Source organism: Mycobacterium sp. ELW1 (genome assembly GCF_008329905.1).
Lineage (GTDB): Bacteria > Actinomycetota > Actinomycetes > Mycobacteriales > Mycobacteriaceae > Mycobacterium.
The window spans coordinates 2,793,102-2,818,527 of record NZ_CP032155.1 but is presented as its reverse complement, the minus strand read 5'-3'; the positions used below and the strand labels follow the sequence as shown (position 1 = coordinate 2,818,527).

General features: G+C 66.8%; 27 protein-coding genes, 1 tRNA gene and 1 pseudogene. 12 read left to right on the top strand and 17 right to left on the bottom strand.

The window, feature by feature from the left end; all coding sequences use genetic code 11:
* Positions 1 to 16: 16 nt before the first annotated feature.
* The 3 genes from D3H54_RS13130 to D3H54_RS13120 all read right to left on the bottom strand — a co-directional run bounded on the left by D3H54_RS13130 (position 17) and on the right by D3H54_RS13120 (position 2,418).
* Complete coding sequence (locus D3H54_RS13130) at positions 17 to 748, bottom strand: anti-sigma factor family protein (RefSeq protein WP_149379405.1); 732 nt, start codon at positions 746 to 748, stop codon at positions 17 to 19.
* A 4-nt stretch (positions 749 to 752) separates the two neighbouring features.
* Positions 753 to 1,394, bottom strand: a complete 642-nt coding sequence (locus D3H54_RS13125; RefSeq protein ID WP_149379404.1) for a TetR/AcrR family transcriptional regulator — start codon at positions 1,392 to 1,394, stop codon at positions 753 to 755.
* 115 nt (positions 1,395 to 1,509) lie between these two features.
* A complete protein-coding gene (locus D3H54_RS13120; protein ID WP_149379403.1) occupies positions 1,510 to 2,418 on the bottom strand; it encodes a cytochrome c biogenesis CcdA family protein in 909 nt (302 codons plus the stop codon).
* Positions 2,419 to 2,616: 198 nt separating this feature from the next.
* On the opposite strand from D3H54_RS13120, the gene D3H54_RS13115 reads away from it, so the two are divergent.
* On the top strand, positions 2,617 to 3,609 hold the full coding sequence (locus D3H54_RS13115) for a class I SAM-dependent methyltransferase (RefSeq protein ID WP_149379402.1): 993 nt from the start codon (positions 2,617 to 2,619) through the stop codon (positions 3,607 to 3,609).
* Entirely contained in the window at positions 3,545 to 4,675 is a 1,131-nt protein-coding gene (locus D3H54_RS31220) for a hypothetical protein (RefSeq protein WP_502707764.1), read from the top strand. The genes D3H54_RS13115 and D3H54_RS31220 overlap by 65 nt, the downstream gene beginning before the upstream one ends.
* Positions 4,676 to 4,678: 3 nt before the next feature.
* Here the strand turns inward: D3H54_RS31220 and D3H54_RS13100 are convergent, their stop codons facing one another.
* Positions 4,679 to 4,957 carry a hypothetical protein gene (locus D3H54_RS13100; protein WP_286199225.1) on the bottom strand — a complete coding sequence of 93 codons (279 nt, stop codon included), beginning with the start codon at positions 4,955 to 4,957 and terminating at the stop codon, positions 4,679 to 4,681.
* A 294-nt stretch (positions 4,958 to 5,251) separates the two neighbouring features.
* Here D3H54_RS13100 and D3H54_RS31785 point away from each other — a divergent pair, with 294 nt between their 5' ends.
* The 4 genes from D3H54_RS31785 (at position 5,252) to D3H54_RS13075 (ending at position 10,130) form a co-directional block, all read left to right on the top strand.
* Complete coding sequence (locus D3H54_RS31785; protein ID WP_502707763.1) at positions 5,252 to 6,892, top strand: PGRS repeat-containing protein; 1,641 nt, start codon at positions 5,252 to 5,254, stop codon at positions 6,890 to 6,892.
* Positions 6,893 to 6,986: 94 nt separating this feature from the next.
* Complete coding sequence (locus D3H54_RS13085; protein WP_149379398.1) at positions 6,987 to 7,262, top strand: hypothetical protein; 276 nt, start codon at positions 6,987 to 6,989, stop codon at positions 7,260 to 7,262.
* A 46-nt stretch (positions 7,263 to 7,308) separates the two neighbouring features.
* Positions 7,309 to 8,781 carry an APC family permease gene (locus tag D3H54_RS13080; protein ID WP_149379397.1) on the top strand — a complete coding sequence of 491 codons (1,473 nt, stop codon included), beginning with the start codon at positions 7,309 to 7,311 and terminating at the stop codon, positions 8,779 to 8,781.
* A gap of 2 nt (positions 8,782 to 8,783) precedes the next feature.
* On the top strand, positions 8,784 to 10,130 hold the full coding sequence (locus D3H54_RS13075) for an FAD-binding oxidoreductase (protein ID WP_149379396.1): 1,347 nt from the start codon (positions 8,784 to 8,786) through the stop codon (positions 10,128 to 10,130).
* On the opposite strand, the gene D3H54_RS13070 is transcribed toward D3H54_RS13075, so the two are convergent.
* The 4 genes and pseudogenes from D3H54_RS13070 to D3H54_RS31775 form a co-directional block, all read right to left on the bottom strand.
* Positions 10,127 to 10,612: a pyridoxamine 5'-phosphate oxidase family protein gene (locus D3H54_RS13070; protein WP_149379395.1), complete on the bottom strand. Its 486-nt coding sequence runs from the start codon at positions 10,610 to 10,612 to the stop codon at positions 10,127 to 10,129. The two genes, D3H54_RS13075 and D3H54_RS13070, sit on opposite strands and share 4 nt — an antisense overlap.
* Positions 10,605 to 11,123, bottom strand: coding sequence for a DUF4232 domain-containing protein (locus tag D3H54_RS13065; protein ID WP_149379394.1), 519 nt, complete (start codon positions 11,121 to 11,123; stop codon positions 10,605 to 10,607). Before D3H54_RS13065 ends, D3H54_RS13070 begins: the two co-directional genes overlap by 8 nt.
* 93 nt (positions 11,124 to 11,216) lie before the next feature.
* Entirely contained in the window at positions 11,217 to 12,605 is a 1,389-nt protein-coding gene (locus D3H54_RS31780) for a cadherin-like domain-containing protein (protein WP_286199279.1), read from the bottom strand.
* A pseudogene (locus D3H54_RS31775) lies at positions 12,579 to 13,580 on the bottom strand (ABC transporter permease); the annotation flags it as partial. The gene D3H54_RS31780 and the pseudogene D3H54_RS31775, both read right to left, overlap by 27 nt.
* A 61-nt stretch (positions 13,581 to 13,641) precedes the next feature.
* Between D3H54_RS31775 and D3H54_RS13055 the strand changes: the two are divergent.
* Positions 13,642 to 14,283 carry a TetR/AcrR family transcriptional regulator gene (locus D3H54_RS13055; RefSeq protein WP_149379393.1) on the top strand — a complete coding sequence of 214 codons (642 nt, stop codon included), beginning with the start codon at positions 13,642 to 13,644 and terminating at the stop codon, positions 14,281 to 14,283.
* Here D3H54_RS13055 and D3H54_RS13050 read toward each other — a convergent pair.
* Positions 14,280 to 14,846: a TetR/AcrR family transcriptional regulator gene (locus D3H54_RS13050; protein ID WP_149379392.1), complete on the bottom strand. Its 567-nt coding sequence runs from the start codon at positions 14,844 to 14,846 to the stop codon at positions 14,280 to 14,282. The genes D3H54_RS13055 and D3H54_RS13050 overlap by 4 nt on opposite strands.
* Before the next feature lie 100 nt (positions 14,847 to 14,946).
* On the opposite strand from D3H54_RS13050, the gene D3H54_RS13045 reads away from it, so the two are divergent.
* Complete coding sequence (locus D3H54_RS13045) at positions 14,947 to 16,035, top strand: methyltransferase (RefSeq protein WP_149379391.1); 1,089 nt, start codon at positions 14,947 to 14,949, stop codon at positions 16,033 to 16,035.
* Between the two features lie 10 nt (positions 16,036 to 16,045).
* Here the strand turns inward: D3H54_RS13045 and D3H54_RS13040 are convergent, their stop codons facing one another.
* On the bottom strand, positions 16,046 to 17,239 hold the full coding sequence (locus tag D3H54_RS13040; protein ID WP_149379390.1) for a CaiB/BaiF CoA transferase family protein: 1,194 nt from the start codon (positions 17,237 to 17,239) through the stop codon (positions 16,046 to 16,048).
* 10 nt (positions 17,240 to 17,249) lie between these two features.
* The gene (locus D3H54_RS32350) at positions 17,250 to 17,561 is read right to left on the bottom strand and encodes a hypothetical protein (protein WP_210419688.1); all 312 of its coding nucleotides are present in this window, start codon (positions 17,559 to 17,561) and stop codon (positions 17,250 to 17,252) included.
* A gap of 452 nt (positions 17,562 to 18,013) precedes the next feature.
* Between D3H54_RS32350 and D3H54_RS13030 the strand changes: the two genes are divergently transcribed.
* The 3 genes from D3H54_RS13030 to D3H54_RS13020 all read left to right on the top strand — a co-directional run bounded on the left by D3H54_RS13030 (position 18,014) and on the right by D3H54_RS13020 (position 19,960).
* A tRNA-Pro gene (locus D3H54_RS13030) sits at positions 18,014 to 18,087 on the top strand.
* Between the two features lie 345 nt (positions 18,088 to 18,432).
* The gene (locus D3H54_RS13025; RefSeq protein ID WP_149378470.1) at positions 18,433 to 19,410 is read left to right on the top strand and encodes an IS481 family transposase; all 978 of its coding nucleotides are present in this window, start codon (positions 18,433 to 18,435) and stop codon (positions 19,408 to 19,410) included.
* Positions 19,411 to 19,627: 217 nt separating this feature from the next.
* Complete coding sequence (locus D3H54_RS13020; protein WP_149379389.1) at positions 19,628 to 19,960, top strand: group I intron-associated PD-(D/E)XK endonuclease; 333 nt, start codon at positions 19,628 to 19,630, stop codon at positions 19,958 to 19,960.
* Here D3H54_RS13020 and D3H54_RS13015 read toward each other — a convergent pair.
* Entirely contained in the window at positions 19,950 to 20,717 is a 768-nt protein-coding gene (locus D3H54_RS13015) for a sulfite exporter TauE/SafE family protein (RefSeq protein ID WP_432246589.1), read from the bottom strand. The genes D3H54_RS13020 and D3H54_RS13015 overlap by 11 nt on opposite strands.
* 143 nt (positions 20,718 to 20,860) lie before the next feature.
* On the opposite strand from D3H54_RS13015, the gene D3H54_RS13010 reads away from it, so the two are divergent.
* The gene (locus tag D3H54_RS13010) at positions 20,861 to 21,544 is read left to right on the top strand and encodes a nitroreductase family protein (protein ID WP_149379387.1); all 684 of its coding nucleotides are present in this window, start codon (positions 20,861 to 20,863) and stop codon (positions 21,542 to 21,544) included.
* Here D3H54_RS13010 and D3H54_RS13005 read toward each other — a convergent pair.
* Genes D3H54_RS13005 through scpB form a run of 5 tightly spaced genes read right to left on the bottom strand, consistent with a single transcriptional unit; the run spans position 21,541 to position 25,426 of the window.
* Positions 21,541 to 21,843 carry a hypothetical protein gene (locus tag D3H54_RS13005; RefSeq protein ID WP_149379386.1) on the bottom strand — a complete coding sequence of 101 codons (303 nt, stop codon included), beginning with the start codon at positions 21,841 to 21,843 and terminating at the stop codon, positions 21,541 to 21,543. The two genes, D3H54_RS13010 and D3H54_RS13005, sit on opposite strands and share 4 nt — an antisense overlap.
* A 50-nt stretch (positions 21,844 to 21,893) precedes the next feature.
* Complete coding sequence (gene der / locus D3H54_RS13000; RefSeq protein WP_149379385.1) at positions 21,894 to 23,297, bottom strand: ribosome biogenesis GTPase Der; 1,404 nt, start codon at positions 23,295 to 23,297, stop codon at positions 21,894 to 21,896.
* Positions 23,294 to 23,974, bottom strand: a complete 681-nt coding sequence (gene cmk / locus D3H54_RS12995) for a (d)CMP kinase (RefSeq protein WP_149379384.1) — start codon at positions 23,972 to 23,974, stop codon at positions 23,294 to 23,296. The genes der and cmk overlap by 4 nt, the downstream gene beginning before the upstream one ends.
* A complete protein-coding gene (locus tag D3H54_RS12990) occupies positions 23,971 to 24,714 on the bottom strand; it encodes a pseudouridine synthase (protein ID WP_149379383.1) in 744 nt (247 codons plus the stop codon). The genes cmk and D3H54_RS12990 overlap by 4 nt, the downstream gene beginning before the upstream one ends.
* Positions 24,707 to 25,426: an SMC-Scp complex subunit ScpB gene (scpB, locus tag D3H54_RS12985; protein ID WP_210419687.1), complete on the bottom strand. Its 720-nt coding sequence runs from the start codon at positions 25,424 to 25,426 to the stop codon at positions 24,707 to 24,709. Before scpB ends, D3H54_RS12990 begins: the two co-directional genes overlap by 8 nt.

The window sequence follows — 25,426 nt, the reverse complement described above, 5'->3', positions numbered from 1 at the left end:
GTATTTCGGTAGCAAATCAGAGGTCGCGCTCGAGCAACACCGTGCCGGCGTCGACGGAGACAATTTGGACTGAGGCGATGTCGTCGACACTCATCGACGTGCTGCCACCTGGTGTTGCCGGCATCCCGATCCGCGCGGTCCAGGTGGCCAGCTGCGTGTGGCTCCCGTCGCGACCGACCGCCACCATCGCCAGTTTGTCGCTCGCCGCACCGTCGTCGTAATCGAGGTCCATCGGTCCCGCCTCGTAGGTGCACTGCATCTCGATGCGGGTACCCCACGTCCTGCGGGTGAGCGTGACTGTGGCGGTGAGAGGAACCGGCCTCATCGGCGTCATCGTGAGCGCCGCCGCCTGAACCGGGGCCGGCGTCACCACGATCGGATTCGACTGCAGGGCAACGACGGTAAGCCCAACGACCAACGCCGCGGCCGCGGACCACATCCACGTCGCCGTCCGTGACCGTCGCCGTCGCGCATTGACCCTGGCCAGCAATTCGTCCCGCAGCGGCGGCAACCCGGCCTGGCCGGCGCGATCGTCAAGGGAGTCGACGTAACCACGGTCGATCTGCCCCAAGAGCGCCGGCATACCGCTGAGGTCGCTGATGGCATCGACGCAGGACGGGCAGGCCCTCAGGTGCATCTCAAAATCGCGCCGCTCCGCCGACGACAGGGAGCCGAGCACATATGCCGCATCCCACAGCGCGTACGGGTGGGTGTCGCCGGGTGACGACGGACCGTCGACTGTGGTCATCACGTCACCCCGAGGCCAAGCCCTCGAAGAGCCGGGTGATCAGCATGAGGACAAAGCTGTCGAAGTCGCCACGCAGCCGTTCCTGATCGGATGCGAAAGGGCGCTGCATCGACATCCCCAGCAGCACAACCTCCATGAGTCGCACCGATTCGTCGATCACATGGTCCGGCGCCGCCTCACCGGCGATGGACCGCAGCAGCCCGGCGAACTGCCGCCGCTGGGTGTCCCGGAATTCGAGGTAGGCGGTGCGCAGGAACTCGTTGTGGTTGGCGGCCGCCCCGAACTCGACGACGAAGGTGACCGTGTCGAGGTTGTCGATGAACAGGGTGTACAGCAGGCCTGCCGCGTCGGCCAGGCCGTCGCCGACGGAGTCGGCAGGCATCAGTTGGGTCTCAGCCGCGGCAAACAGTTTCGTCGCCACATCGTTGATAGCGGCGTCGAAGAGCTTTTCCTTGGTTTCGAAGTGGTAGTGCAGCAGCGTCTGGGACACCTTGGCCGTGTTGGCGATCAGACGCATCGACGACTTCTCGTACCCGTAGGCGCGGAAGCATTCGACGGTCGCCTCCAGGATTCGTTGCCGAGCGTCGCCAGGCGTGATGTCGGGCAGGCCGACACCGTCGTTCGCCTCAACCATTGGTGTCGACATCGACACTCCTTGTTTTGTGATGAACTTTCCCTGATCGCGCACTCAGTGTCCTCTAGTTTGAGTCACGAGTGGCGATTCCGGTTGGTTCAGCAGGAAACCAAGGGAATTCGGTCAGTTACGACGACGACGGACTCAAATCACCGGAATGCAGCCGCAGGACGCGGCGAACCTGGGCGGTGCGCCGCAGGCGCCTTGTCCAGGACACCGCGAACGCGCTCAGCATCAACACCGACAACGCCGCGAGCCACGGATAGCCGCCATGGCCGTGCACCCACACCGTCAGACCGCTTTGGATGCGTCCGGCACCGGCGATCACCGGGTCGCCCGACACCGCGGTACCGGTGAAGATGCGTATCTCGTAGACACCGTAATAGCCGACGTACACCCCCACGAGCAGCACCAGGGCGCCGCCGAACCTGTTGACATACGGCAGGATTCGACGCATTCGATAGACGCCGATCGGGTTTGCGAAGGCCGCCGCGATGGCCAGGACGCCGACGATCAGCGACATGCCCGCCGCGTACACCAGATAAGTCAGCAACCCGTCGACGATCAGGCCGCTGCGGAAGCTGGCCGCGGTGACGGCCAGAAACGGTCCGATGGTGCAGGACAGCGACGCGATCGCATATCCGACGCCGTAGCCGAACATCGAGCCGCCGCGCACCGTCGGCGCCCATCGGCTGCTTCGGGTCACCGGGTTGAGGCCGGGCAGGTGCCGGCCGGCCAGCGACCAGATCCCCAGGGCGACGAGGAGCACGCCGATCGCCACCGTGACGTACGGCAAGTACTGCTGTACAGCCGCGGCCGCGGAGACGGTGAGCAGGCCGAAAGCACCGAATACCGCCATGAAGCCCAGCACCATCTCGATGGTGGCCACGCCGGCGCGGCGCAGCGCAGTGAGCTGACCGGCGGCGTCGCCGCGCACGACCAGCGTCATATAGACAGGCAGCATCGCAAAGCCGCACGGGTTGAGTACTGCCACCAACCCGGCGCCGAAGGCCAGTCCCATCAGACTGTGTTCCACGATGCGCGCGTGCCCCTTGTCTCGTTGGGCGACCCGGAACTGTCGTCTGCTACGACACGAGCCACGGTGCTGTCGGGTTCACCTGATTTCCCGGAGTCGAGGGTGGCAATCGGCCCTGGATGACCCGATCCGGCCATCCAGGCAAGATGGCCGGGTTGCGCGATGCGGCTCGGCACGGCGCGGCCGTAGTTTCTCGACATGACCGAGACCGCCCGCGAGAACTCCCGCACGGATCAGCACCCCACGCCCGCCTACGCGGTGTGGCTGCGCGTCATGGCGCTGGTCTACGACCCCTTCGTCTGGATGGGCGAGTTGATCGGCATGCGACGCCGGCGGCGCGAGCTGGTGGCCGACGCGCGCGGACGCGTGGTTGAGATCGGCGCAGGAACAGGGCTCAATCTCCCGCACTACCCCGACGGGATCGATGAGCTCGTGCTCACCGAACCCGAACCCGCGATGCGCCGCAAACTCGCCCGGCGGCTCGAACGGGTCGGGCGCGCCGCGCGGATCTCTGATGCGTCCGCCCTGCATCTGCCGTTCACCGACGCCTCGGTCGACACCGTCGTCTCGACGCTGGTCTTGTGTACGGTCCCCGACCCGGAGGCCGCGTTACGGGAGATCGCCCGCGTCCTACGACCGGGCGGACAGCTGTTGTTCATCGAGCACATCCGCTCGGGCTCACGTTTACTTGCCGCGTATCAGGACGTGATGCTGCGGCCATGGCGCGGTTTCGCAGGCGGATGTGTGTGCAACCGCCCGACCTTGCAGATGATGACGGCCTGCGGCTTCACAGTGCAGGCTGATGCCGCGGTATGGCACGGGATGCCGGCGGTCGTCCATCCCTCGCCGGTACTGGCCGCGGCTGTATGCACGAGCAGCGGCGCGCGGCTAATGGCAGCGGCGGTCGTCCATCCCTCGCCATCGGACGGGCCACTGCATGAGGACCACCCAGTGCCTGCGCGGCGGTGTCGCGGGCGCAGCGATCGCCGGCGCCGGCTATGTTTTCGTCGCGTTGGCGGCCGCAACCCCGGCAAGCGCTGCACCACAATGCAATTCGGACATTCAGGCCTGCGGCGACAGCCGCACGGTTTACGCCATGTTGGTGTCCGTCACGCCCGCCCCGATCATGCTCGTCGGCGAGGGTACTGCCGAGCATCCCAATGGTGGGCTGTTGATCGGCAACGGATATAGCCCCGACCCCGCGACCTGTGGCACCGCGTGCAACGGCGGTAACGGCGGCTGGTTGCTCGGCAACGGCGGACACGGGGCCAACGGTGGCAGCGGCGGCAGCGCCGGCCTTTTCGGCTCTGGTGGACGGGGCGGCGGTGGGACATCCGAGCACATCGACGGGGGTAACGGCGGCCACGGCGGTGTCCTGATGGGCAACGGCGGCGACGGTGGTTTCGGCGCCGGTGGCGGCGGCGACGGGGGTCGCGGCGGCAATGGCGGCATCTTCGGCGGCTATGGCGGCGACGGTGGTGACGGCGGTATGGGATCCCCGGGCAGCAACGGCGGCACCGGTGGCCGCGGTGGCGACTCCGGTCTGATCGGTGGTGTCGGCGGTAACGGCGGCAACGGTGGTGACGGCGGCCTCGGCGTCGGCATTGTCATCAGCAATGGTGGGGGCGGGGGCGCCGGCGGGAACGGCGGACTGTTCCACGGTGGCGGCGACGGCGGGCAAGGGGGTGACGCCGGCACCAGCGGAGCCGGTGGGCAAGGCGGTCGCGGCGGCAACGGCGGCGCGATAGACGGCCGCGGCGGGTCCGGCGGTGGCGGCGGAAATGGCAGTAACAGAGGATCTTTCAAAGGGGGCCAAGGCGGGACCGGTGGTAGTGGCGGCATCTTCGGGGTCGGCGGCGGTGGCGGCGACGGCGGCACCGGCGGCGGCACCACCGGTGGGGTCAGCGGCTTGGGCGGCAACGGCGGCGCAGGGGGTGCGGGCGGAATCTCCGGCGGCCAAGGCGGAGTCGGGGGTCAGGGCGGAAGCGCGACCACCGGCACCGGCGGCCAAGGCGGCAGCGGAGGCTCCGGCGGGGCCGGCGGCATTGTCGGCGGCTCGGGCGGGGCGGGCGGCAACGGCGGCAACAGCAATTCCGGGTCCGGCGGCAACGGCGGCTCGGGAGCCAACGGCGGACTGGGCGTCGGCGGGACCATAGCCGGTCGGGGCGCCAGGGCCGGAAGTCCGCCCAATGGAGGTACCGGCGGCAAGGGCGGCCTCGCGGGGCGGGGCGGCCGCCCCGGAGACCCCGCGCGGTAGCGCCTACTCGGCGACGTGCTCGAGGCGCTGCGTCACCCGAGCCAGCGCCTCGTCGAAGATGTCGACTTTCTCCGAACGCTTTTCGTTGGCCGGCTGCGCGGCGCCGCGGCCGCCCTCGGTTTCCACTCGAGCCGCGCCCTGGCGACGCAACAGGCTGAAGTTCTTTTCCCGCGCCTGCCGGAGACGGCTTTGCAGATCCTTCAACTGCGTGGCGTCCATCCGAGCCAACGCCTCGGGTTGGCTCTCGCCGATCAGTGACTCTTCTTGCGGGGTCAGGTTCACGTGGTGGTTGCTCACCGTTGATTCATAACCTTTTTCAGGCGGACGCACCCGGGACTCGCCGAGTCCCTCGACAACTCGTCGCATGGGGCTCATCTGATGTTCACGATGATCCGGTTGCCGGGATCGCTTTGCTGGAGTCGCGTCGCAACGACGTCTTTATCGCTACACTCCGTCGACTACTCGCCTGGAGGCATTCGTATGGGGTTACACCGCAGCATCAATCGGCCGTCTCGTGCCGCCGCCAAGTACATCGGACGGGTCGGCGGGTTGGCCGTGGCGCTGGGGGTGGGCACGATGATCGCCGGCGGTGGTGCGACGGCGTGGGCGGACACATCGACTGGCTCGGCGACCGGACATTCGGCGTCGGGCCCCGATGCCCGGTCACCGAAAGCCGAGACCGGCCCGGCATCGAGGCACCCGTCGCCGAGCCGTCAACGCATTCGAGCCAGCGCAGCGAACCGCACACCCTCGGTTCCCCAGACACCGCGAGCACCACGAATTGCCCTATCGCCCAATGCAAATGCGGCAGTCAACGCCGCATTACTGGACATGATCAACGCGCCCGCGACGACGGTGTTCGGTCGTCCGCTGGTCGGCAACGGCGCGGCGGGGACGGCCGCGCACCCCAACGGTGGTGACGGAGGCCTGCTGTACGGCAATGGCGGCGCGGGCTACAGCAGCCCCACCGGCGGGATCTCCGGCGGCAACGGCGGCAGCGCAGGCCTGTTCGGAACGGGCGGGGTCGGCGGCGCCGGTGGTGCGGGTGCCAACGGCGGCCGCGGCGGCAGCGGCGGAATCATTTCCGGTGACGGCGGAGCCGGCGGACTCGGCGGCGAGGCTGCGCTCGGGATCAACGGCAGTAACCCCGGCTCTGGTGGCGCCGGTGGCAGCGCCGCCCTCTTCGGCAGCGGCGGAGCGGGCGGCCAAGGCGGAACCGGACTCACCGGAACGGCGGCCGTCACCCCCGACAACGGCACGGGAGCCACCGGCACGACGGGCACGAGTCTCGGCTATGTCGGCGGTCCCGCAGGCGCGGGCGACAACGGCACTCTAGGTCAAATCGGTGGGACCGGCGGCGCGGGCTATGGCCCCAATGTCCCCCTGTCAAATGCTTCTGCGGCCGGCAGTGCCGGCGGGGCAGGTGGTCTCGGAGGAGTGGGGAGCGACGCCGAGAGCGCCGGCGGGGCCGGGGGCTCCGGTGGCGTCGGTGGAACCGGTGGTCTGCTGTTCGGCAGCGGCGGGGCCGGAGGACGGGGCGGCACGGGCGGTACCGGGGGCACCGGAGGCACGGCCGCCAACGGTGGCGCAGGCGGTGCCGGCGGCACCGCGATCACGTCGAGCACCAGCGACGTGACGGTTGCCGGGGGCGGCGGAGGCTCCGGCGGGGTCGGCGGCGTCGGCGGAACGGGCGGCGCCGGGGGCAACGGCGGGGTCGGCGGCAGCGGCGGTCGCGGCGGGCTGTGGTTCGGTGTCGGCGGGGCCGCCGGATCGGGCGGTACAGGCGGATTCGGTGGCACCGGCGGTCTGGCCGGCAACGGCGGACACGGGGGCGACGGTGGCGGCGCGTTCGCCCTCAGCAACGCCAACGAGTCCGGGATCGGCGGGGACGGCGGCGCAGGCGGCGGTGGCGGAGTGGGCGGCACGGGTGGCCACGGCACGGGTGGCCAAGGCGGCACCGGTGGGATGGCCGGTACGCCCGGCGAGGGTGGTCTTGGCGGTCAGACCGGTTCGAGCGGTATCCATGGCGCACCCGGCAGCGGCGGTAGCGGAGGCGTGGGCGGCACCGGCGGCACCGGCGGCACCGGCGGCGTCACCGCAAAACTTCCTCCCGCCCCGTCGGGCGACAACACGCCCATCGGACCGTCGGGCAACACGGGCGTGACCGGGACCGGCGGTGGCAGGGGTGCGCCCGGCCAGTCCGGCCCGGTTGCATGATCGGACGTCCTACATCATTTGACCCATACCGCCGATGACGAACACATAGTTCGGCCGAAGAGTCGGTGTGCCCATGCGCCATACGTTCAACAGCATGAACACGATCACCGGCATCACCAAGTTGGCCGCCTATGGCGCACTCCTCGGCGGCATCGGCGCCGCCGCTCTCGGCATCGGCACCGGCCTGGCACAGGCCGACTCCCCGACTCCGGTGACCGGCACGCATCAACTTCAGTCTGTCGACCGCGGCGATCAGGAGGTCATTCCCCGGGGGCATCCGATCCCGATTCACGGCGACGACAGCGGCACCCACATCCCAGGCGCCAGCCATCCGGCCGGCGCCACAACCACAACCCTTCGCGGTCACTGAGCCCGCGCCAAGACCTGCCAACCCACCACTGCAAGGATCAGGCAAAATGACGCAGACTGTAGCGGGCAATGAAGCCGCCGACGAATTCTGTGAGGACTGCGGCTACGAGCCGGAACTCAAGCGAACGCTGAATGGCTTTCAGGTCTTTGCCATTTCGTTCGCATCCCTGTCGGTGGCGGTGGGAATCTTCGCGACCTACGACGACGTTCTGCGCGATTCGGGGCCGGTCGGCATCTGGCTGTTCCCCATCGTCGCGATCGGACAGATTCTGGTGGCGTTGGTGTACGCGCAATTCGCCGCCCGCATACCGCTGAGCGGCTCCTCCTATGCGTGGGCGTCGCGGCTGGCCAGCCCGAAGCTCGGGTGGGCCTTCGGCTGGCTGGCCGTCCTCAGTGCGGTCGCCAGTCCGGTCACCATCGACAACGCTCTGGCCAGTCAGTGCCTGATGCCGCTCTTCGGCATGGAGCCCAGTGAGACGACCGCGCGCGTGATGACCGTGGCGCTGTTGATCATTCAATTCATCCTGGCCGTCGCCGCAACGCGGATCGTCGGTTGGGTCAACTCACTGTCCGTTGGCGTCGAACTGGCCATCCTGCTCGTCATCGGTGTCGCCCTGACCATCGCAATCATGGTGAGCGGCAACGCCGCACCTGCGAACCTGTTCTCGCGCGGCATCACCGAAGGCAACCCGAATTTCTGGATCATCGGCGGCGGATTGATGGCGGCTTCGATCATGGGGTTGTCCACCCTGGTGGGCTTCGAGACGGCATCGAATATGGCTGAGGAGGCCAAGAATCCGACGCGCACCGTTCCGCGGGCGATCATCGGCTCGGTGATCGCGGCCTCAGTGCTGGGGATGGTGTTCGTGATTATCCTGACCGTGTCGATCACCGATATGGCCAAGGTGTCCAATACCGAGTCGCCGGTCGCCGAGATCATGAATCAGCGCTTCGGGCCTGGCTTCGAGCGGCCACTGCTGGCCGCGATCGCCCTGGCATTCTTCGGGGCCGCCTTGGTCAGCATGGTGTCAGGAGCCCGCTACATCTACGCGATGTCGCGCGACGGGCGCTTTCCCGCCCACAAGGTGATGGGCCGGGTCAACCCGCGCACCCGCACACCGATTCCTGCGACATTCCTGGTGTTGGCTGTCGGCGTCGTCCTGATGGCGATGATGCCGGGAGACGCACTGCTACAACTGATCATGGCCGGTGCGATCGTCACGATTCTCCCCTATCTGTTCACGATCATCTTGTATCTGGCAACGCGTCACAAGCTCGACAGCAAGCCGGGCGGATTCGACCTGGGTCGCTGGGAGTGGCCTGTCGCAATCGGAGCGCTTGTCTGGGTGGTCATTTCACTGTTCGTGGTGATCACGACGTCCCCGGGTTGGGCGCCCATCGTGCTGGCCTTCGGGTTGTCCGCGGCCGGCGGCGTGTACTTCCTCTACATGTGGAAGTTCAATCGCTCGGTGCTCGAGCAAGAGCCTGGAGATCCCAATATGTTCGCGGAGGTGGAGTGATCATGACCGCTGCACTCACCGGCCGGGTGGTTCGCCCCGGCGATATCGAGTACAACGAGGCCAGCAGGGGGTGGAACCACCTCTTCGTCCACCGGCCCGCTGTGGTCGTATTCGCCTGCAGCACTGAGGATGTCGTCAATGCGCTGACATGGGCGCGCCAGGAGGGGCTCGCCGTCCGGGTGCGCAGTGGCGGCCACGCCCTGGAAGGTTGGTCGGGCGTCGACGACGGCGTGGTGATCGACGTCAGCGGGTTGAAGTCGGTGACGATCGACGCCGAATCGCGCACCGCGACCGTCGGCGCGGGGCTCAACCAGCTCGAGGCGGTCACCGGCCTGGGCAGGGCCGGCTTCGTGGCTCCGACCGGAACCGAAGGCAGCGTCGGGCTGGCCGGCGCGACGCTGGGGGGCGGCTTCGGTCTGCTGACACGCAACTACGGAATGGCGTCGGACAACCTGCTGGCGGTCGAGATCGTCGTCGCCTCAGCCGACGGCGGCGCGGAGGTGATCGTCGCCGACGAACACAACAACCCTGACCTGTTGTGGGCGTTGCGCGGCGCAGGCAACGGAAACTTCGGCATCGTCACGTCGTTGACGTATCGAATTCATCCGTTGACACAAGCGATCTTCGTCGTCGCCACGTGGCCCGGCTTCGAGGATTTGGAGGCGGTGTTCGAGTCCTGGCAGCAGTCGGCGCCGTACGCGGACCGTCGGCTGACGAGTCAGCTGGAGATCGAGGGCGACAAGGTCGGGCTACATGCCCTGCTTGCCGGCGGGACGGAAGCTGAAGCACTGCAGCTTCTTTCACCCATGCTGTCGATCGGGAGCCCGGACATCGTCGTGCAGGACGCGGCGTGGCCGGAGATCTACTCCGGGTTCCAGATCCCCATCACAGAAGAACCGGCGAACTGGAAGTTCGCTTCGCAGTTCATGACGGAGCCCTTGCCGTCCGACGCGGTGCGCGTCATCGCCGAGTTCATGGCGAAGGCACCAGTGGGGTGCAACTACTTCACCAACGCGTTCGGTGGCGCGCTGCCCGACAGTGAGCCCTCGGGCGGGTCGGCGTTCGCGCACCGCGGCGCGCTGTACTACGCCGAGCCGGGCGCAGGTTGGGGTGTCCGAGGCGGTCCGCCGGCCTCAGATGATCAGACCGAGGCGGTTCTGGCGTGGGTCGCGGAGCTCACTGAAGCGTTGGCGCCCTACGTCAACGGCGCCTACGTCAACGTTCCGAATGCCGGCATGCCGGATTGGGAGCGCGCCTACTGGGGTGCCAATGTCGAACGGCTACGTCAGATCAAGGCCGCTTACGACCCGGCCAACGTGTTCTCCTACGCCCAAAGCATCACGGCCTAGCCGTCATTCATCAAGTCCGACAGGAACTTCGGCAACCGGCCTGCGCCGAAGTCGTAGAACCGTGCCCACACCGGGTCGATCGAGATGCGCACCATCTGCGGATAGGTGGATTTCACGGTGCGTTCGAACTCGGCGAGTTCGCTGCCGCTCAGGGTGTTTCGCGCCGACGTGAGGTACTCCTCGGTGACGCCGTCGACTGTTTCCAGGGTGGCCAGGCCCCGCACCAGCAGCGCTTTGGCCTCGTCCGGAGACGAGCCGCCGTCGATGGTCACGGCAACCTGGGGCCGCGACGCCAGCGCACGGGCTTTCGGTGAGGTCGGCGCCGTCGACACCACGATCCGTTCCCCCGTCCAGTGGAACCCGACGGGGATGACCCGCGGGAAGCCGTCGTGCCCGTTGTAGGCGAGCCGAGCCATCGCCCCAGACAGCAGGTGTTGAGCGCCCGGATGACTGAGCTCGGCCGCCAGCTCCCCCTTATTCATCGGACGCCACCGCGTGGAGCGGTCCGACGTAGGTCCCCGGGTGACTCGCAGCGTCCTGCCGGGCAACGGGCACCCGGCCGGCGATCCAGGGAACTTCCATCCGCCCAGGCGCATTCGGCAGCGTCACCGCGATGGTGTCCGGCACCCAGCCATTGGGCTCCGCCAGGAACGTCAGACGGCTGCTCGCGGAGGCGCCGGGTGCGAGCGTGATCGGCACTGCAGCGTCGGCTTGTTGCGGCAACTGATAATCCGGACCCCACATCGGGTCGTCGGGACCGATGAGATCCACGCCGGGATACCCGTTCAGCTCGCACAGCTGAGGAGAGATGTTGGTGACGATCAGTTCGAAATGGATTTGCGTCGCATCGCCGGGTGACCCAGGCGCGCCGGTGCTCAGAGCAAGCGAATCGGATGTGCACGCAGGCGAGGCTGATGCTGTCGGACTCGCCACTGTCGATCCGATGGCCATGATCGCCGTCAGCACTGCGGCGGCACCGGGTAGGTATCCCATCGTCGCCACCCTCCCGTCTTCGAGAATTCTCGACCGGCGAGCGAACTCTAGTCCTTTACCCGGTCACTGTGTCGGTTCTCGACACCCGCGGGGTCAGCCGGCCGCGACCCCGGTCGGGGGTTCATCCACCTCGGGCGCGACCGGGACCACGACCGTGATCGCGGTGCTGCCGCCGTGGCCGTCCGCGACCGAAATGACGAAGCTGTCGTGGGTCACGGTGAAGGGGGCGCCCAACGCCGCGGCGAGATGACGTTGCTCAGCCGTCGGGTTGTAGGTGAATGACCCGTCACCGTAGACATCGACGAAACCCCCGCCCGTTGTCGCCGGATTCGAGCTGTAGCTCAGCGGGTCCGAATCCGGGTCGGTGACCCCGATGACGGATCCGGTGACCACGCCGATGACGTTGTCGACGGCCAAGTCGGCGATCGTGCCGCCGGTGGGCTTTGCGTTGGCAGCACTCACCGGCACCGTAATCGTCTCGGTGGCGGAACCTCCGTAGCCGTCGTCGACGGTGACCGCGAAACTGTCGGTGGCGGCCGCCTCGGGTGCGTTGTCAGCGGCCGCGGCGTGGCGTATCTGAAACGTCGGCGTGTAGGTGAACGAACCGTCGGAGTTGACGGTGACGGCTCCCCCAGCTGCACTCGTCGCCGGTCCGCTGAAGTGGAGGTTGTCCTGGTTGGGATCAGTGGCCTCGATCTGCCCGGCGACGGTGCCGTCGACGGCCGACGTGGTGTCGGAGTAGCCGCCGATGGTCGGCGCCTTGTTGATGGACGCGACCGTGACGGTCACCGTCGCGCTGGCCGCGTCAGGGCCGCTGATACCCAACCGCTGTGCGTAGTAGTGGATTACCGATTGGATGTGGCCCAGTACGCCGGGCAGCCGGTATGTGCTGCCGTTATCTGCGGTGGCGGTGAAGCTCACCGAACCGCCACGGTGGGCAGTAGTCGCGTCGGGAGTAACGGTGAAGGTGCCGTCTGGGTTGACGTGGACGACCGCGTTGCCGGGTTGGGTGATCGTATAGGTCACTTCACCCCGAGATCCGTTGGCGTCGTGGAGATCTCCCGTGACGACACCGGTGACGGGATCCTCCGAGTGCTGAACGGCGGCGATCACGGGAGGCTTGTTGAACAGAGTGTAGCGCAACTCGCGGCGAAGCCAGCCCAGTACGTCACGAGGGCGGAGAGCCTTCCTGACCGGACCCGCGGGCGTGGCGCGATTGGCGCCGACAGATGACCGGATAGCCTTCGGCGCCGTGACTTTGACGGCGTCACCACGACGGGCGGGCGCGGCAGGTCCGGCGCTGCCACGCGCGTCGCTCCTACCGCCATGTCCGGTGTCGGCGTTCGCTACCGCAGACCCCTGCGCCAGGGCAGCGCCGATGCCGACCGCGATCGCACCGGCACCCAGCCAGACAACAGGGCCACCAATGCGGCGAACAGTCGGACCGCGATGCGCCGCGGACCTCACGGCTGCGATTCCCATCAGCACCGTGCCGCCCACTGCCCAGCAGATCAACACCGCGGTGGCGAAACCGGCGCCCGCCCCGTCGAAGAACGCGGTGGAACGCAGCAGCGTCGCCGTCGCCCCCTGAGGAAGGTACTGGCCAAGTTCACCCCAGGGCCTGGGCAGCATTTCCGGCGCACTGGCCAGGCCCGACAATGGGTTTCCCAGCAGCAACGCCAACGCCGAACCGAGCGCCAACCCGATGCGCCCGAATAGCGTGCCCAGCCCCAGCACGGCCAGGCCCGCACCGCTCAGACCCAACATCAGAGCTGCGGCGACACCGCCGGCGTTCCCGTCGAGGGAACCGACGACCCACAACAGGACTGCGGTGATCGTCACCGCTGCTGTCGCTGAAAATATCAGCAGTGCAACGGTTCTCAGCCATACCCGGTTCGGGAGCAGTAACACCAACACGATTGCCGGAAGTAGGCCCGCGATCGTGATGGGCAGACCGGAGGCGATGAGGCCCGCTCCGCGTGGGTCCCGGCCGGTCGGGGGCGCAAGGTCCTCGGTTCGCAGTGGGACGGCGATCACTGTCTTGAGCTGATTACCGAGCTGGGAAAGCGTTTGAGCCACAGCCGGACTGGCACCGGTGGCGGTGAGCAGGACGGGGCCGGCAGGGCCGAGCGTCAGACCGCCGTACTCGATCCGGCCACGAATGGCACCCCGTAGCTCCGGCTCGTCGAGATAGGTGGTCACGCGAAACGATCCAGGAGCGTTCTGCCGCAGCAGGGCTGCGATCTGTCCCGCCTGCGGACCGGCTACGCCAATCGGCAGGTCGTGTGGCTTGCTGCGGGCCGCCGGCAGCGCGAACGCGATCGCCAACACCGCCACCACGACGGACAGGCCGACGACGATTCCCATCGCACGGGTCGCCCCCGAGGCCACGCGTACCCGCTCCGCCGCATGCCCCGGCCGAGCTTCCGGATTTTTTTCAACGACGGATGAAATCATGAGCAGAGCGTAAACCGCGGGCGCAGATAATTCAATGTCTATTGAAATGATATCGTCAGACATGCCTTCACGTGCGGCGATGGACAAGCGACGCGGCAGACGCCATGGCGAACCCGTGTCACGGGACGTGGTCCTGCGTGCAGCCAAGAACCAGTTCGCTCGACACGGCTACGAGAAGACGACGCTGCGCGCGATCGCCGACGAAGCGCATGTGGATCCGTCGATGGTCTTGTATCTGTTCGGCTCGAAAGCCGAGCTGTTCCGCGAGTCGATGAAGCTGGTTCTCGACCCGAAACTCTTCACCGACCAGCTGACTGCCGACGCTGATGACGCGTTGGGGTTCCGCATCGTCCGGGCTTATCTGAGCATCTGGGAGCAGCCCGATACCGCTACGAGCATGGTCTCGATGTTGCAGTCGGCGACGTCGAACAGCGATGCGCACGAGGCATTTCGGGAGTTCTTGCACAGCTATGTGATGACCGCGGTTACCGACGCCCTGGGCGGCGCCGACGAAGCGCGACTACGGGCGATGCTCGCCGCCACAAGCCTCGTCGGTACGGCGATGCTGCGCTACGTCATGCGAGTGCCGCCACTGTCGACGCTGACCGCCGACGAGGTGGTCACACTCATCGGTCCGAGCGTTCAGCGCTACCTCAGCGCGCCTGCCGACGAACTCGGCCTGCCGGCCACCGGGGCCGACTAGCCGCGGTCCCGATGCCCGTCCAGAAAGTCGGCGACCACCCTGCCCGCGTCGATGTCCGGGACCGCCGGAGCCGCCCCGGTGCGGGCCCACAGGCCGAACACCAACAATGGCCCGATCAATGTCACCAACGTGTGCAGTGGATCGCCTGCCGCCAGTCGCCCGGCGTCCTGATGCGCCGCGATCACGCCGGCCGCATTGACGAGATTGGGCATCAGCGCCGTAATCGCCTCGCGCAGTTCCGGATTCCGGGGAATCTCGGCGAGAAGCGTCGCGACCGCACCGCCGTAGCGCTGTGCGGTCTCGACGTACGATCGCACCAGCGCGGTGAGGTCGGCCGTGACATCGTCCGTGATCGCCACGCTCGCGAACGATGAGTCAGCCAATACGTGCGCCAAGGCCGTGTTGATCAGAGCCGCCTTGGCTCCGTAGCGCCGGAACAGCGTCGCTTCGTTGACACCCGCCCGCGCCGCGATCTCCTGGGTGGTGGTGGCCCGATAGCCACATTCGGCGAAGACCGCGACAGTTGTCCGGAACAGGTCGTCCTCGTCGATGCGTTTGGGCACACCCAGATACTAATGCAAGTGCCCACTTGCATTAAATGGGAAGTGGGGTTACGGTTCGGTCGCTTATCGGCTACGCGAGGAACCAGGAAGGGATGGTCCCGTGACGTCCACCAAAGCGCCACCGACGAGAGTTGTCCGGGCCGTCGAGCGCGTCCGCCATCACCTGTCCCGGATCAATCAACGCGCCGTCCCGCCGGCCGCGGCGATGATGGAGCTCATCATGGGGGCATGGATCGCCCAATTGATCTCCGCTGCAGCAGAATTGGGTGTTGCCGACGCCTTGGCAGACGGACCTGCGACCGGCGAGGATCTCGCGCGCCGGCTCAACGTCGACCAGAACGCGCTGGGCCGAATGCTCCGGGCACTCATCGGTGTCGGCGTGTTCCGGCAGCGCAGCGACGGCCGCTATGAGCTCACCGCCCTCGCGGAGACGTTGCGCACCGACTCCCCTGTCTCGATGGCAGGTATGGCCCGCTGGGTTGGCTCAGCACAACACCGCGAGCACTGGAGCCACCTGGCGGACGCGATACGAACGGGGTCTGCGGTGGTTCCGGCATTGCGGGGCAAGCCGATCTTCGACTACCTCGCCGATGAGCCCCAGCTCGCCGGGATCTTCAACCAGGCCATGACGGGACTGTCGGAGTCGTCGATCACCGCTGTCGTCGCGGCCTACGACTTCAGCCGCTTCGCCACGATCGCCGACATCGGCGGCGGTCACGGCCGGCTGCTCGCCGCGATCCTCGAATCAGCGCCGCAGGCCCGCGGCGTGTTGTTCGACCTGCCCGAAGTGGTCGCCGGCGCACCTGCGCTGCTCCGCCAGTACGGGGTCGAGGACCGCATCCGAATCGACCCGGGCTCGTTCTTCGATTCAGCTCCAGACGGCGCCGATGCCTACGTGCTCAAGCACGTCATCCATGACTGGCGCGACGGCGATGCGGTCCGCATTCTGCAGACCGTGCGCGCTGCCGCTCGCCGAGGCACGCGAGTCTTGTTGATCGAGTTCGTGATTCCAGACCACGACAGGAATTTTCACGGCAAGTGGGTCGACATCGAGATGCTTGTCGTCGCCGACGCCCGCGAACGCACCGCGGCCGAATACGGTCAGTTGCTCGACAAGGCAGGATTCCGGCTGACTCGAGTGGTCGACACAGTCGGCCCGATCAGCATTCTGGAGGCGGTCGCGGTCTAGCCGACCGTCGTCAGGCGATGACCCTTGATTCCCGCAAGTCGGCCCGCTGGCCCGCGCGACCCACCTGGGCGAGTATCTCTTCGGTGTGCTCACCCAATTTCGGTGCCGGACCGGCTAATTGAGCCGGGGTCCCGTCGAAGAGGGCGGGATGCCGCGGGATTCGGACCCTGCCGACCACCGGGTCGTGAAGTTCCTCGAACAGCCCCATCGCGATGGCGTGCGGATCGTCGGGCAATTCCTCGGGCGGCACGATCATCGCGTACGGTACGTCGGCGGCTTCGAATCTCTCCGTCGCTTCGCGCACCGTCAGCTTCTCCGCGCCGGCGTAACACGCTGCCATCACCTCGGCCATCAACGGGCGGTGCTGATTTCGAAGGTCTGCGGTCTGCAGTCGCGGGTCGTCCGCGCCGGGTGCTTCCAGAGCTCTGCACATACCGGTGAAGTCGGAATCCGAGATCGGGGTCACCACGCCCCACCCGTCGATGAAGCGGAACGGCTTGAATCCCGATGTGAAGCTGGACGGCTGCGAGTTGTCCGAATCGAGCAGGACCTCGTTGCCGGCCGCATCGGTCCACAGGAAGGACACCACCGCATCCACCATGGAGACGTGCACGTGTTGTCCGCCGCGGCCTGTCGCGCGAGCGAACAGAGCGGCGGTGACGGCTTGGCTGGCGTACAGCGCGGTGACCTTGTCGGCCAGCACCTGCTGCAGAAAGATCGGCTCGCCGACGTCGGGCGCGGCCTGGCTGGAGGCCACCCCGCCGTAGGCCTGAATCACCGTGTCGTATGCGCTGCGGTCCCGATATGGGCCGACCTCACCGAAGCCCGTCAGCGACACGTAGACGACGCCCGGATTGATCGCGACGACGTCGTCGTACCCGAGACCGAGCCGGTCGGCCACGCCGGGACGGAAGTTCTGGATCACCACGTCGGCCTTCGCCGCCAACTCCAGCGCGATCTCGCGTCCGGTGTCGGTTCGGACATCCACCGCGATCGACTTCTTGCCGCGGTTGCACACCCGGAACACCGCACTCAACCCGTTCACGCTCGGTCCGATCCACCGAAGGATGTCGCCGATGTCGGGGCGTTCCACTTTCACCACGTCGGCGCCCTGGTCGGCGAACAGTGCGCCGATGTAGGGACCGGTGAGCGCCAGCGACAACTCCAGAACGCGAATACCGCGCAGCGGCCCAGTGTGTTCCATACCCACTCTCTTACCGTCCCGTGGATCCTGGCGCACGCTTCTCGCCGAACGCGGCGAGACCCTCCTGGGCGTCCGCGGAACGCATGACCTCAACGACGAGTTGCTGTTCGATCTGACGGGCGTCGGCCTCGTCGAGCCACACTGGCCAGGATCGAAGCCTTCGCATTGTGCACCGCCCGCCGAACGGCGTGGCTACGCGGTCGGGCTTCATCTGTTGCCCGATCTGCGCCTGCAGGAACTGGCGCTCATCGTCCGTAGTGCCGAGGTCCGTTCCACCCGGCTCAGCGAGCTGGCGCAGGCGTTGACCGACGAGCCGATCCATCAGGAACAGTGGTTTCCGGTCAGCCTGGACAGTGACCGAACCTACGAGGTGAGCCACATCAACTCGCCGGTCTTGACTGCGTACTCACGTATCGCCTTGATCCTGAGCCTTGTTCCGAGTCCTGAGGCGATGAGCGGCGCCGACGTCATCCGGATGGGCGAAAACTCTCCGCGACTACCCGCGGACTCAGCGCCGCGCTGGCCGCAGAGTCGCCCTCCTGGCAGACCACCTGACGGATCGAATAGCGTTCTCGCGCATGGCGGTTGCCGCCCTACCGGCCCGGCCCGGAAGCCGTTTCCGATCCGGTGTGAGTCAGGCTGGTGTCGCTGTTGTTCGGGAGCGAGACCGGACGAGGTGCCGACTCTCCATGGGCGCGCGTCGACCGTTTCGGAGTTTCAGGCGCCCCTGATGTATCGTTCCTTGGCGTCCATCGGTTGTTTCCGGCGGGCACGCGGGCTGTGGCGCAGCTTGGTAGCGCACTTCACTGGGGGTGAAGGGGTCGCAGGTTCAAATCCTGTCAGCCCGACCGACTTGAATGACTGCACCATGGTTATGCAACGCGGTCGCGCCGCATAATGCGGCAGTATTCGGACGCTGAATTGATCGACGCTGTCCGAGCCTCTCGATCTTGGCGTGGTGTTTTACGCACCCTGGGGCTGGCCGGTACTTCGGCCGCGGCTATGCGGTCGGTCCGTGCCCATGCCGACCGACTCGAAGTCGATTACACACATTTCACCGGTCAGCGTCGGTGGACCGACCAGGCTCTAGCTGTACTCGGCTTAGACATTGGTGACGGATCGCTATTGCTGTAGGGAGGGCCTCCGGGCTTAGTGGAGATGTCTGACGTCTTCACCAGTCCACGGAGGTCCTCGTGTCCCACGCTAATGCCCGTTTGACCGTTCATGGTCGTCTGCTGCTCGTTGAGCGGATCGTTGAGGGACACCGTCCGGTGTCTCATGTCGCCGCCGAACTGGGAGTTTCTCGCCAGTGCGCTCACCGGTGGGTTCGCCGGTTCCACGCTGAAGGCTTTGCCGGCCTGTCGGATCGGTCCTCACGACCGCGTCGATGCCCACGTCGCACACCATCTGTGGTTGAAGATGCGGTGATAGAGCTGCGCCGCACCAGCAGGCGGGGTCAGGACTGGATCGCCGCCGAGTTGGGTCTGCCGGCCCGGACGGTGTCGGCGATCTTGCGCCGTCGCCAGATGCCGTATCTGCGGGATTGTGACCCGCTGACCGGTGAGGTAATCCGGGCATCGAAGACAACCGCGGTGCGCTACGAGCGGGCGCACCCCGGCGAACTGATTCACATGGACGTCAAGAAGATTGGGCGCATCCCCGACGGGGGTGGCTGGAAGGCACACGGCAAAAAGATGGGCGACACCGCCGCCCGTAAGAACGCGCGCATCGGGTTCGACTACGTGCACTCCGCTGTCGACGACCATTCGCGGCTGGCGTACTCAGAGATCTTGCCCGACGAAAAGGGCGCGACCTGCGGTGGGTTTCTGGCCAGAGCCGCCGAGTACTTCAGAACCCACGGGATCTCGACCATCGAGCGAGTCATCACCGACAACCACTGGAGCTATCGGCGTTCCGCCGATGTCGCCGCAGTCATCGCAAACCTGGGCGCCAAACACGTCTTCATCAAGCCGCACTGCCCCTGGCAAAACGGAAAGGTGGAGCGCTACAACCGCACACTGCAGACCGAATGGGCCTACCGGCAGATATTCACCACCAACGCCGCCCGCACTGCCGCCCTTGCCCCGTGGCTCGAGGACTACAACAATCAACGACGCCACTCAGCTATCGGAGGCCAACCACCGATCAGCAGACTGACACCAACGTCCTAACCGAGTACATCTAGCCGCCGCGATTCGTTCCGCCACGTCGTGGACTCAGGTCGGCGAGGCACTTGGCCTCGTCGGAGGGTCCAGCCTGGCCACGATCCGCGGCCATGCGGTTCGCCTGGGCCTGTATACCGCCCATTTGTCGCCGCCACGGGATGCATCCGTTTCCGATCTCAAATCTTCTCCGCGACTCGTCCATCTTTCTCGTGCCGGATCACTCATGGCTGCGGCGTGGTTTGAGCTCTGTGGCCACTCGGTATCGTGGCCACTCGAGCCTTGCCGCTACGACTTACTCGTCTGGATCGACAACGCTGCCCGGCGGGTCCAAGTGAAAACCACCACGGTGAAACAGGGGTCTTCCTGGACCGCATGGATCTCCAAGACCGGCAAAACACGTACAACCTACGATCCAGATGAGATCGACTACTTCTTCGTGATCGATGGCGACTTCAACTACTACCTGATCCCCATCGCCGCGGTCGGCGGTCTCAAGGCGATTCAGATGTCTGCCTATCGCGAGTATCTGGTCCAGCGCGAGCCAGCTACACCGTGAGCAATCGGTACAACCCGATCAACCCGACCACCACGATCACTGCCCGCAGCACATTCGGCGAGAGCCGCCGTCCATAGTGCGCGCCCAGCCACCCGCCGACGAGCGATCCGGCGGCGATCAACCCCGCCGCCTCCCAGCTCACCCGGTCGAACGCCACGATGGTGTAGGCCACCGCCGCGACGATGTTCACCAGCAGCGACAGCAAGTTCTTGGCCGCGTTCATCCGCTGCATGTCCTCGGGCAGCAGCGCGCCCATCACCCCGATCAGCAGGATGCCCTGTGCGGCGGTGAAGTACCCGCCGTAGATGCCCACCGCGAATGTCCCGACCACCAGGGCCGTCATCCGTTTGGGCGACACATGCTCGGCCGAGCGGCCTGCGGCCTCGGCGCGCGCCCGTGCGTAGGCCTGGATACGCGGCCCGATCACCACCAACACCAGGGCGCCGACCAGCAGCACCGGAACGATCTGCGTGAACACCTTCTCCGGCAGGTGGAGCAGCAGGAACGCCCCGATCGCCGCGCCGATCAGCGACGCCGGGATCTGCCAGCGCAGCCGATCCCACTGCCCACGCAGTTCCTTGCGATACCCCCAGGTACCCGATACACCGCCGGCCACCAGGCCGATCGCGTTCGACATCGTCGCCGTCACCGGCGGAAACCCGAGCGTCACCAGCGTCGGAAAGGTGATCAACGTGCCCGAACCCACCAGCGAATTGATGGCGCCGGCCCCCACCCCGGCCAGGACGATCACGATCATGTGGGCAACTGACACCAAGGAACCCTATCCGGCGAACCGATCAGCACAGACGGCGCCCGAAGCGGCCACCAAACACGCTCGCCTGCAGCGTGATACAGCACACAGCCCTGCTCCGGCAGCAAGCCACCTAGCCTGTTATTCCCATGAGCGAGATTCCGAGTACCGGCGAGGCGCTGGCCAACCTCTCCATGCCCCTGCTCGATGCGATGATGACCCAGCGCGCCATCCGGCGGGTCAAACCCGATCCGGTGGACGACGCCATCGTGGTGAAGTGCATCGAACTGGCACTTCGGGCTCCCACCGGGTCCAACGGACAGAACTGGGAGTTCATCGTCGTCAAAGACCAGAAGGTCAAAGATCAACTCGGCAAGCGCTACCGCCAGCCCTGGTCGATCTACGGAACCCTCGGCAGACGGCAAGCCGCCAACGACGAGTCGATGCTCAAGATCCTGAAGGCAGTGGAGTGGCAGGTCGAGCACTTCAGCGAGATACCGGTCCTGGTGATTCCCTGCCTTCGCGGCGGCACCCGAGTGCCCTACATCCCGACGCCGTTCGTCGGCGAAACGTCGTACTTCGGCTCGATCTATCCCAGCGTGCAGAACCTGCTGCTCGCCGCCAGGGCCATGGGACTGGGTGCATCCCTGATCACGATGCCGCTGTGGAGCGTCACCTCGGCGCGCAGAATCCTGGGCCTACCGCTGTCGGTGACCCCGATCTGTGTGGTTCCGCTCGGCTGGCCGCGCGGACGCTACGGCCCGACCACCCGCAGGCCGGTTGAGGACGTCGTCCACTTCGACACGTACGGGAACCGCGGGCTCACGACCTAGCGGTGGCCGCCGCTTCCGGGTGCGCCACCGGCCGGACCTCCACCATGGTCGCCGCCGTTCCACCCGGGCTCGGCGACCTCGGCTTCGGTCAGCATGTCGCTGGTATCGGGGATCACCGACGGCGCGCAGTTCATCGAGAAGCTGTCCTCGGTGTCGGATTCCGAGCACGCCAGCACTCGGGGCACGGCGCCGTCGAACGCTCCTGAGAACACGGCGACGGCGGGCGCCGCGGCGATCATCAAACCGGCAACGCCATAGACCAGTCGGCGGGTGGGCGCCAATGAGGTAGCAAACTCCATGACCGGCAATCTATGCCCAGCAGCGGCCAAATACCGTCAAACCCGCCGAATCAACGCGGCTTGAGCTTGCGCTTTTCCCGCACCCGCACATTGATCCGGATCGGGGTGCCCTCGAAACCGAAGGTTTCGCGCAGCCGCCGCTCCAGGAACCGCCGATAGCCGGCCTCCAAGAAACCACTGGTGAACAGCACAAACGTCGGCGGGCGTGCAGTCGCCTGGGTGGCGAACAGGATCCGCGGCTGCTTACCGCCGCGGACCGGCGGCGGGGTGGCCGCGACGACTTCCTTGATCCACGTGTTGAGCTGCCCGGTCGAGATGCGGGAATCCCAGGACGCCAGCGACGTCTCCATCGCCGGCACGAGCTTCTGCACCGCGCGGCCGCTCTTGGCCGAGATGTTCACCCGCGGCGCCCACTGCAGCTGCGCCAGTTCGCGGTCGATCTCGCGGTCCAGCAGATAACGCCGGTCCTCGTCGACGAGATCCCATTTGTTGAACGCCAGCACCAGCGCCCGCCCCGCTTCGATCACCATCGTCAGAACCCGCTGGTCCTGTTCGGTCAGCGGCTGCGAGGCATCGATCAGGACGACGACCACCTCGGCCGCATCGATCGCGCTGTGCGTGCGGACCGAAGCGTAGAACTCGTGGCCGCTGGCCTGCCCGACCCGGCGGCGTAAGCCGGCGGTATCAACGAAACGCCATGTCTTGCCACCTAATTCGATCAGCGAGTCCACCGGGTCGACCGTGGTTCCTGCGACGTCGTGCACCACCGAACGCTCGGCACCCGCCAACCGGTTCAGCAGCGAGCTCTTGCCGACGTTGGGCTTGCCCACCAGCGCCACCCGTCGTGGTCCACCGGTGGCCTGGGCCACCTCGGACTGCGCAGGCAGGTCCGCGACGACCTCGTCCAGCAGGTCGGCCACCCCGCGGCCATGCATGGCACTGATCGGGTGCGGCTCCCCCAGCCCGAGCGACCACAGCGCGGCCGCGTCGGCCTCGCCCTTCTCGTTGTCGACCTTGTTGGCCGCCAAGAACACTGGTTTGCCCGACCGGCGCAGGATTCGCGCTGCCGCCTCGTCGCCGCTGGTGGCGCCGACTGTCGCGTCGACGACCAGGATCACCGCATCGGCGGTCTGCATCGCCACCGAGGCCTGCTCGGCGACCAACTGCTGCAAGCCCTTGGCGTCCGGCTCCCACCCGCCGGTGTCCTGCACGACGAAGCGCCGCCCGGTCCAGGACGCGTCGTAGGACACCCGGTCGCGGGTCACCCCCGGCAGGTCCTGCACGACGGCTTCACGCCGGCCGAGGATCCGGTTGACCAGCGTGGACTTGCCGACGTTGGGCCGACCGACCACTGCCACCACCGGCGGCGGCGCCTGCGCCTCCTCGTCGTCGTCGAATCCTTCCTCGGAAAGCTCCCAATCGCTTTCGTCAGACCACGTGCCGTCCTCGCTCATCGCATTGCACCACTTCGTTTTTCGACCAGATCAAGCAGACTGGCCACCACCTGGTCCTGGGTCATGTCACTGGTGTCGACGATGATCGCGTCCTCCGCCGGTCGCAGCGGTGACACCGTGCGGGTCGAATCCAGGTGGTCACGGCGGATCACATCTGCCAGCACCGTCTCGTAGTCATCGGGCAACCCGCTCGCGACGTTCTGATCGTTGCGGCGGCGCGCCCGCGTCTCGGCCGAGGCGGTCAGAAAAATCTTCACGTCGGCATCCGGAAGCACGACCGTACCGATGTCACGGCCTTCGACCACGACCCTGTCGGCCCCCGCCGCCAGTTCACGCTGCAACGCCACCATCCGGGTGCGCACCTCGGGGACCGCCGACACCGCCGAGACCGCGCGGGTGACCTCGTCGCCCCGAATCTCAGCCGAAACATCTTCAGCACCAAGGTAAGCCCGGTCTACGTCCGGGTCAGAACCCACCGACAGCGCCACATCGGAGGCTGCCGCGATGGCCTCGGCGTCGGCCAAGTCGATGTGGGCGCGCAGAATCGCGAGCGTCACGAGCCGGTACATCGCACCGGTGTCCAGGTAATGGGCGCCCAACGCACGCGCCAATCCTCTTGACACCGAGGACTTTCCGGTTCCGGCCGGCCCGTCGACCGCCACAACGCATGAACTCACAGACCTACCGCCTTGTACAGATCGCCGACTTCCTTGCGCGTCAGCACGCGGATGCTGCCGGGCCGCTGTTCACCCAGCGTCACCTCACCGATGCTCACCCGCACGAGCGCCTCGACGGGGTAGCCCGCTGCCGCCAACAGGCGGCGCACGATCCGCTTACGCCCTTCGTGCAGCGTGACCCGCAGCAGTGTCTTTCCCGGCACCGCGTCGACCACGGCGAAGTCGTCGACCTTGGCCGGTCCGTCGTCGAGCTCGATGCCGGCGCGCAGCGTCTTACCCAAACCCCTTGGCACCGAGCCGGTTACCGTCGCCAGGTACGTCTTGGGCACCTCATACGACGGATGCATCAATCGGTGGGCCAACTCGCCGTCATTCATCAGCAGCAACAAGCCTTCGGTATCGGCGTCCAGCCGCCCGACGTGAAAAAGGTTCTTGTTGCCGCGGACCCGATGCTCCACCAGATCACCCACACACGGCCTGCCACGCTCGTCGGACATCGTCGAATGCATTCCGATGGGCTTGTTGATCGCCAGGTACATCATCGAGTCGTCCACGACGATCCGTGACCCGTCGACCCTGATGTCGGCATTGGCCGGATCGACCCGGGTGCCCAGCTCGGTGACGATACGTCCGTCGACCTCCACCCGGCCATCGACGATCATCCGCTCGGCCACCCGTCGCGAGGCCACTCCTGCCTGCGACAGGATCTTCTGCAGCCGCACTCCTTCTGGTTCAGGCATCGGTGTCCACATCGATCGAGACGTTCGGATCGGCTGCCGAGACACCGGCCAGCTTGGCGAAACGTGGTTCGGCATCCAGGTTTTCACTCAGATCGTCGATCGAATCGACGTCGGGAAGCAGCGGGGCGATGTCGGGAAGGTCGGTCAGTGACGAAAGCCCGAGCCGCTCGAGGAACAACTCGGTGGTGGCGAACGTGGTCGCGCCGCTGTCCTCGTCGGTGCCCGCCTCGGTGATCAGCCCGCGCGCCACCAACGTGCGGATCACCGCATCGACGTTGACGCCGCGCACCGCGCTGACCCGCGCCCGGGTCACCGGCTGCCGGTAAGCGACCACCGCCAGCGTCTCCAGCGCCGCGCGGGTGAGCTTCGACCGTGACCCGTCCAGCAACAGCCGCTCCACATACGGCGCGAACCGGGCCCGGGTGTACATCCGCCAGCCACCGCCCGCCTCGCGCAGGTCGATGCCGCTCTCGCGGTCCGCCAACGCTGCCGCCATGCGTTCCAGGGTGGCGGTGATCCGATCCTGTGGTTGCTCGGTCACCGACGCGAGCGTCTCGGCGTTGACCGGAGAGTCCACGACCAGCAACAGCGCCTCCAGCACCCGGACCAGTTCGTCGTCGTCCATCTCGGGGAGGGCGACGTCGATACCGAGATCGGACCCCGAGTCGGCCCCAGGGTCAACCTCGGGTATGTCGGCTGCGTCGTCGGTCAT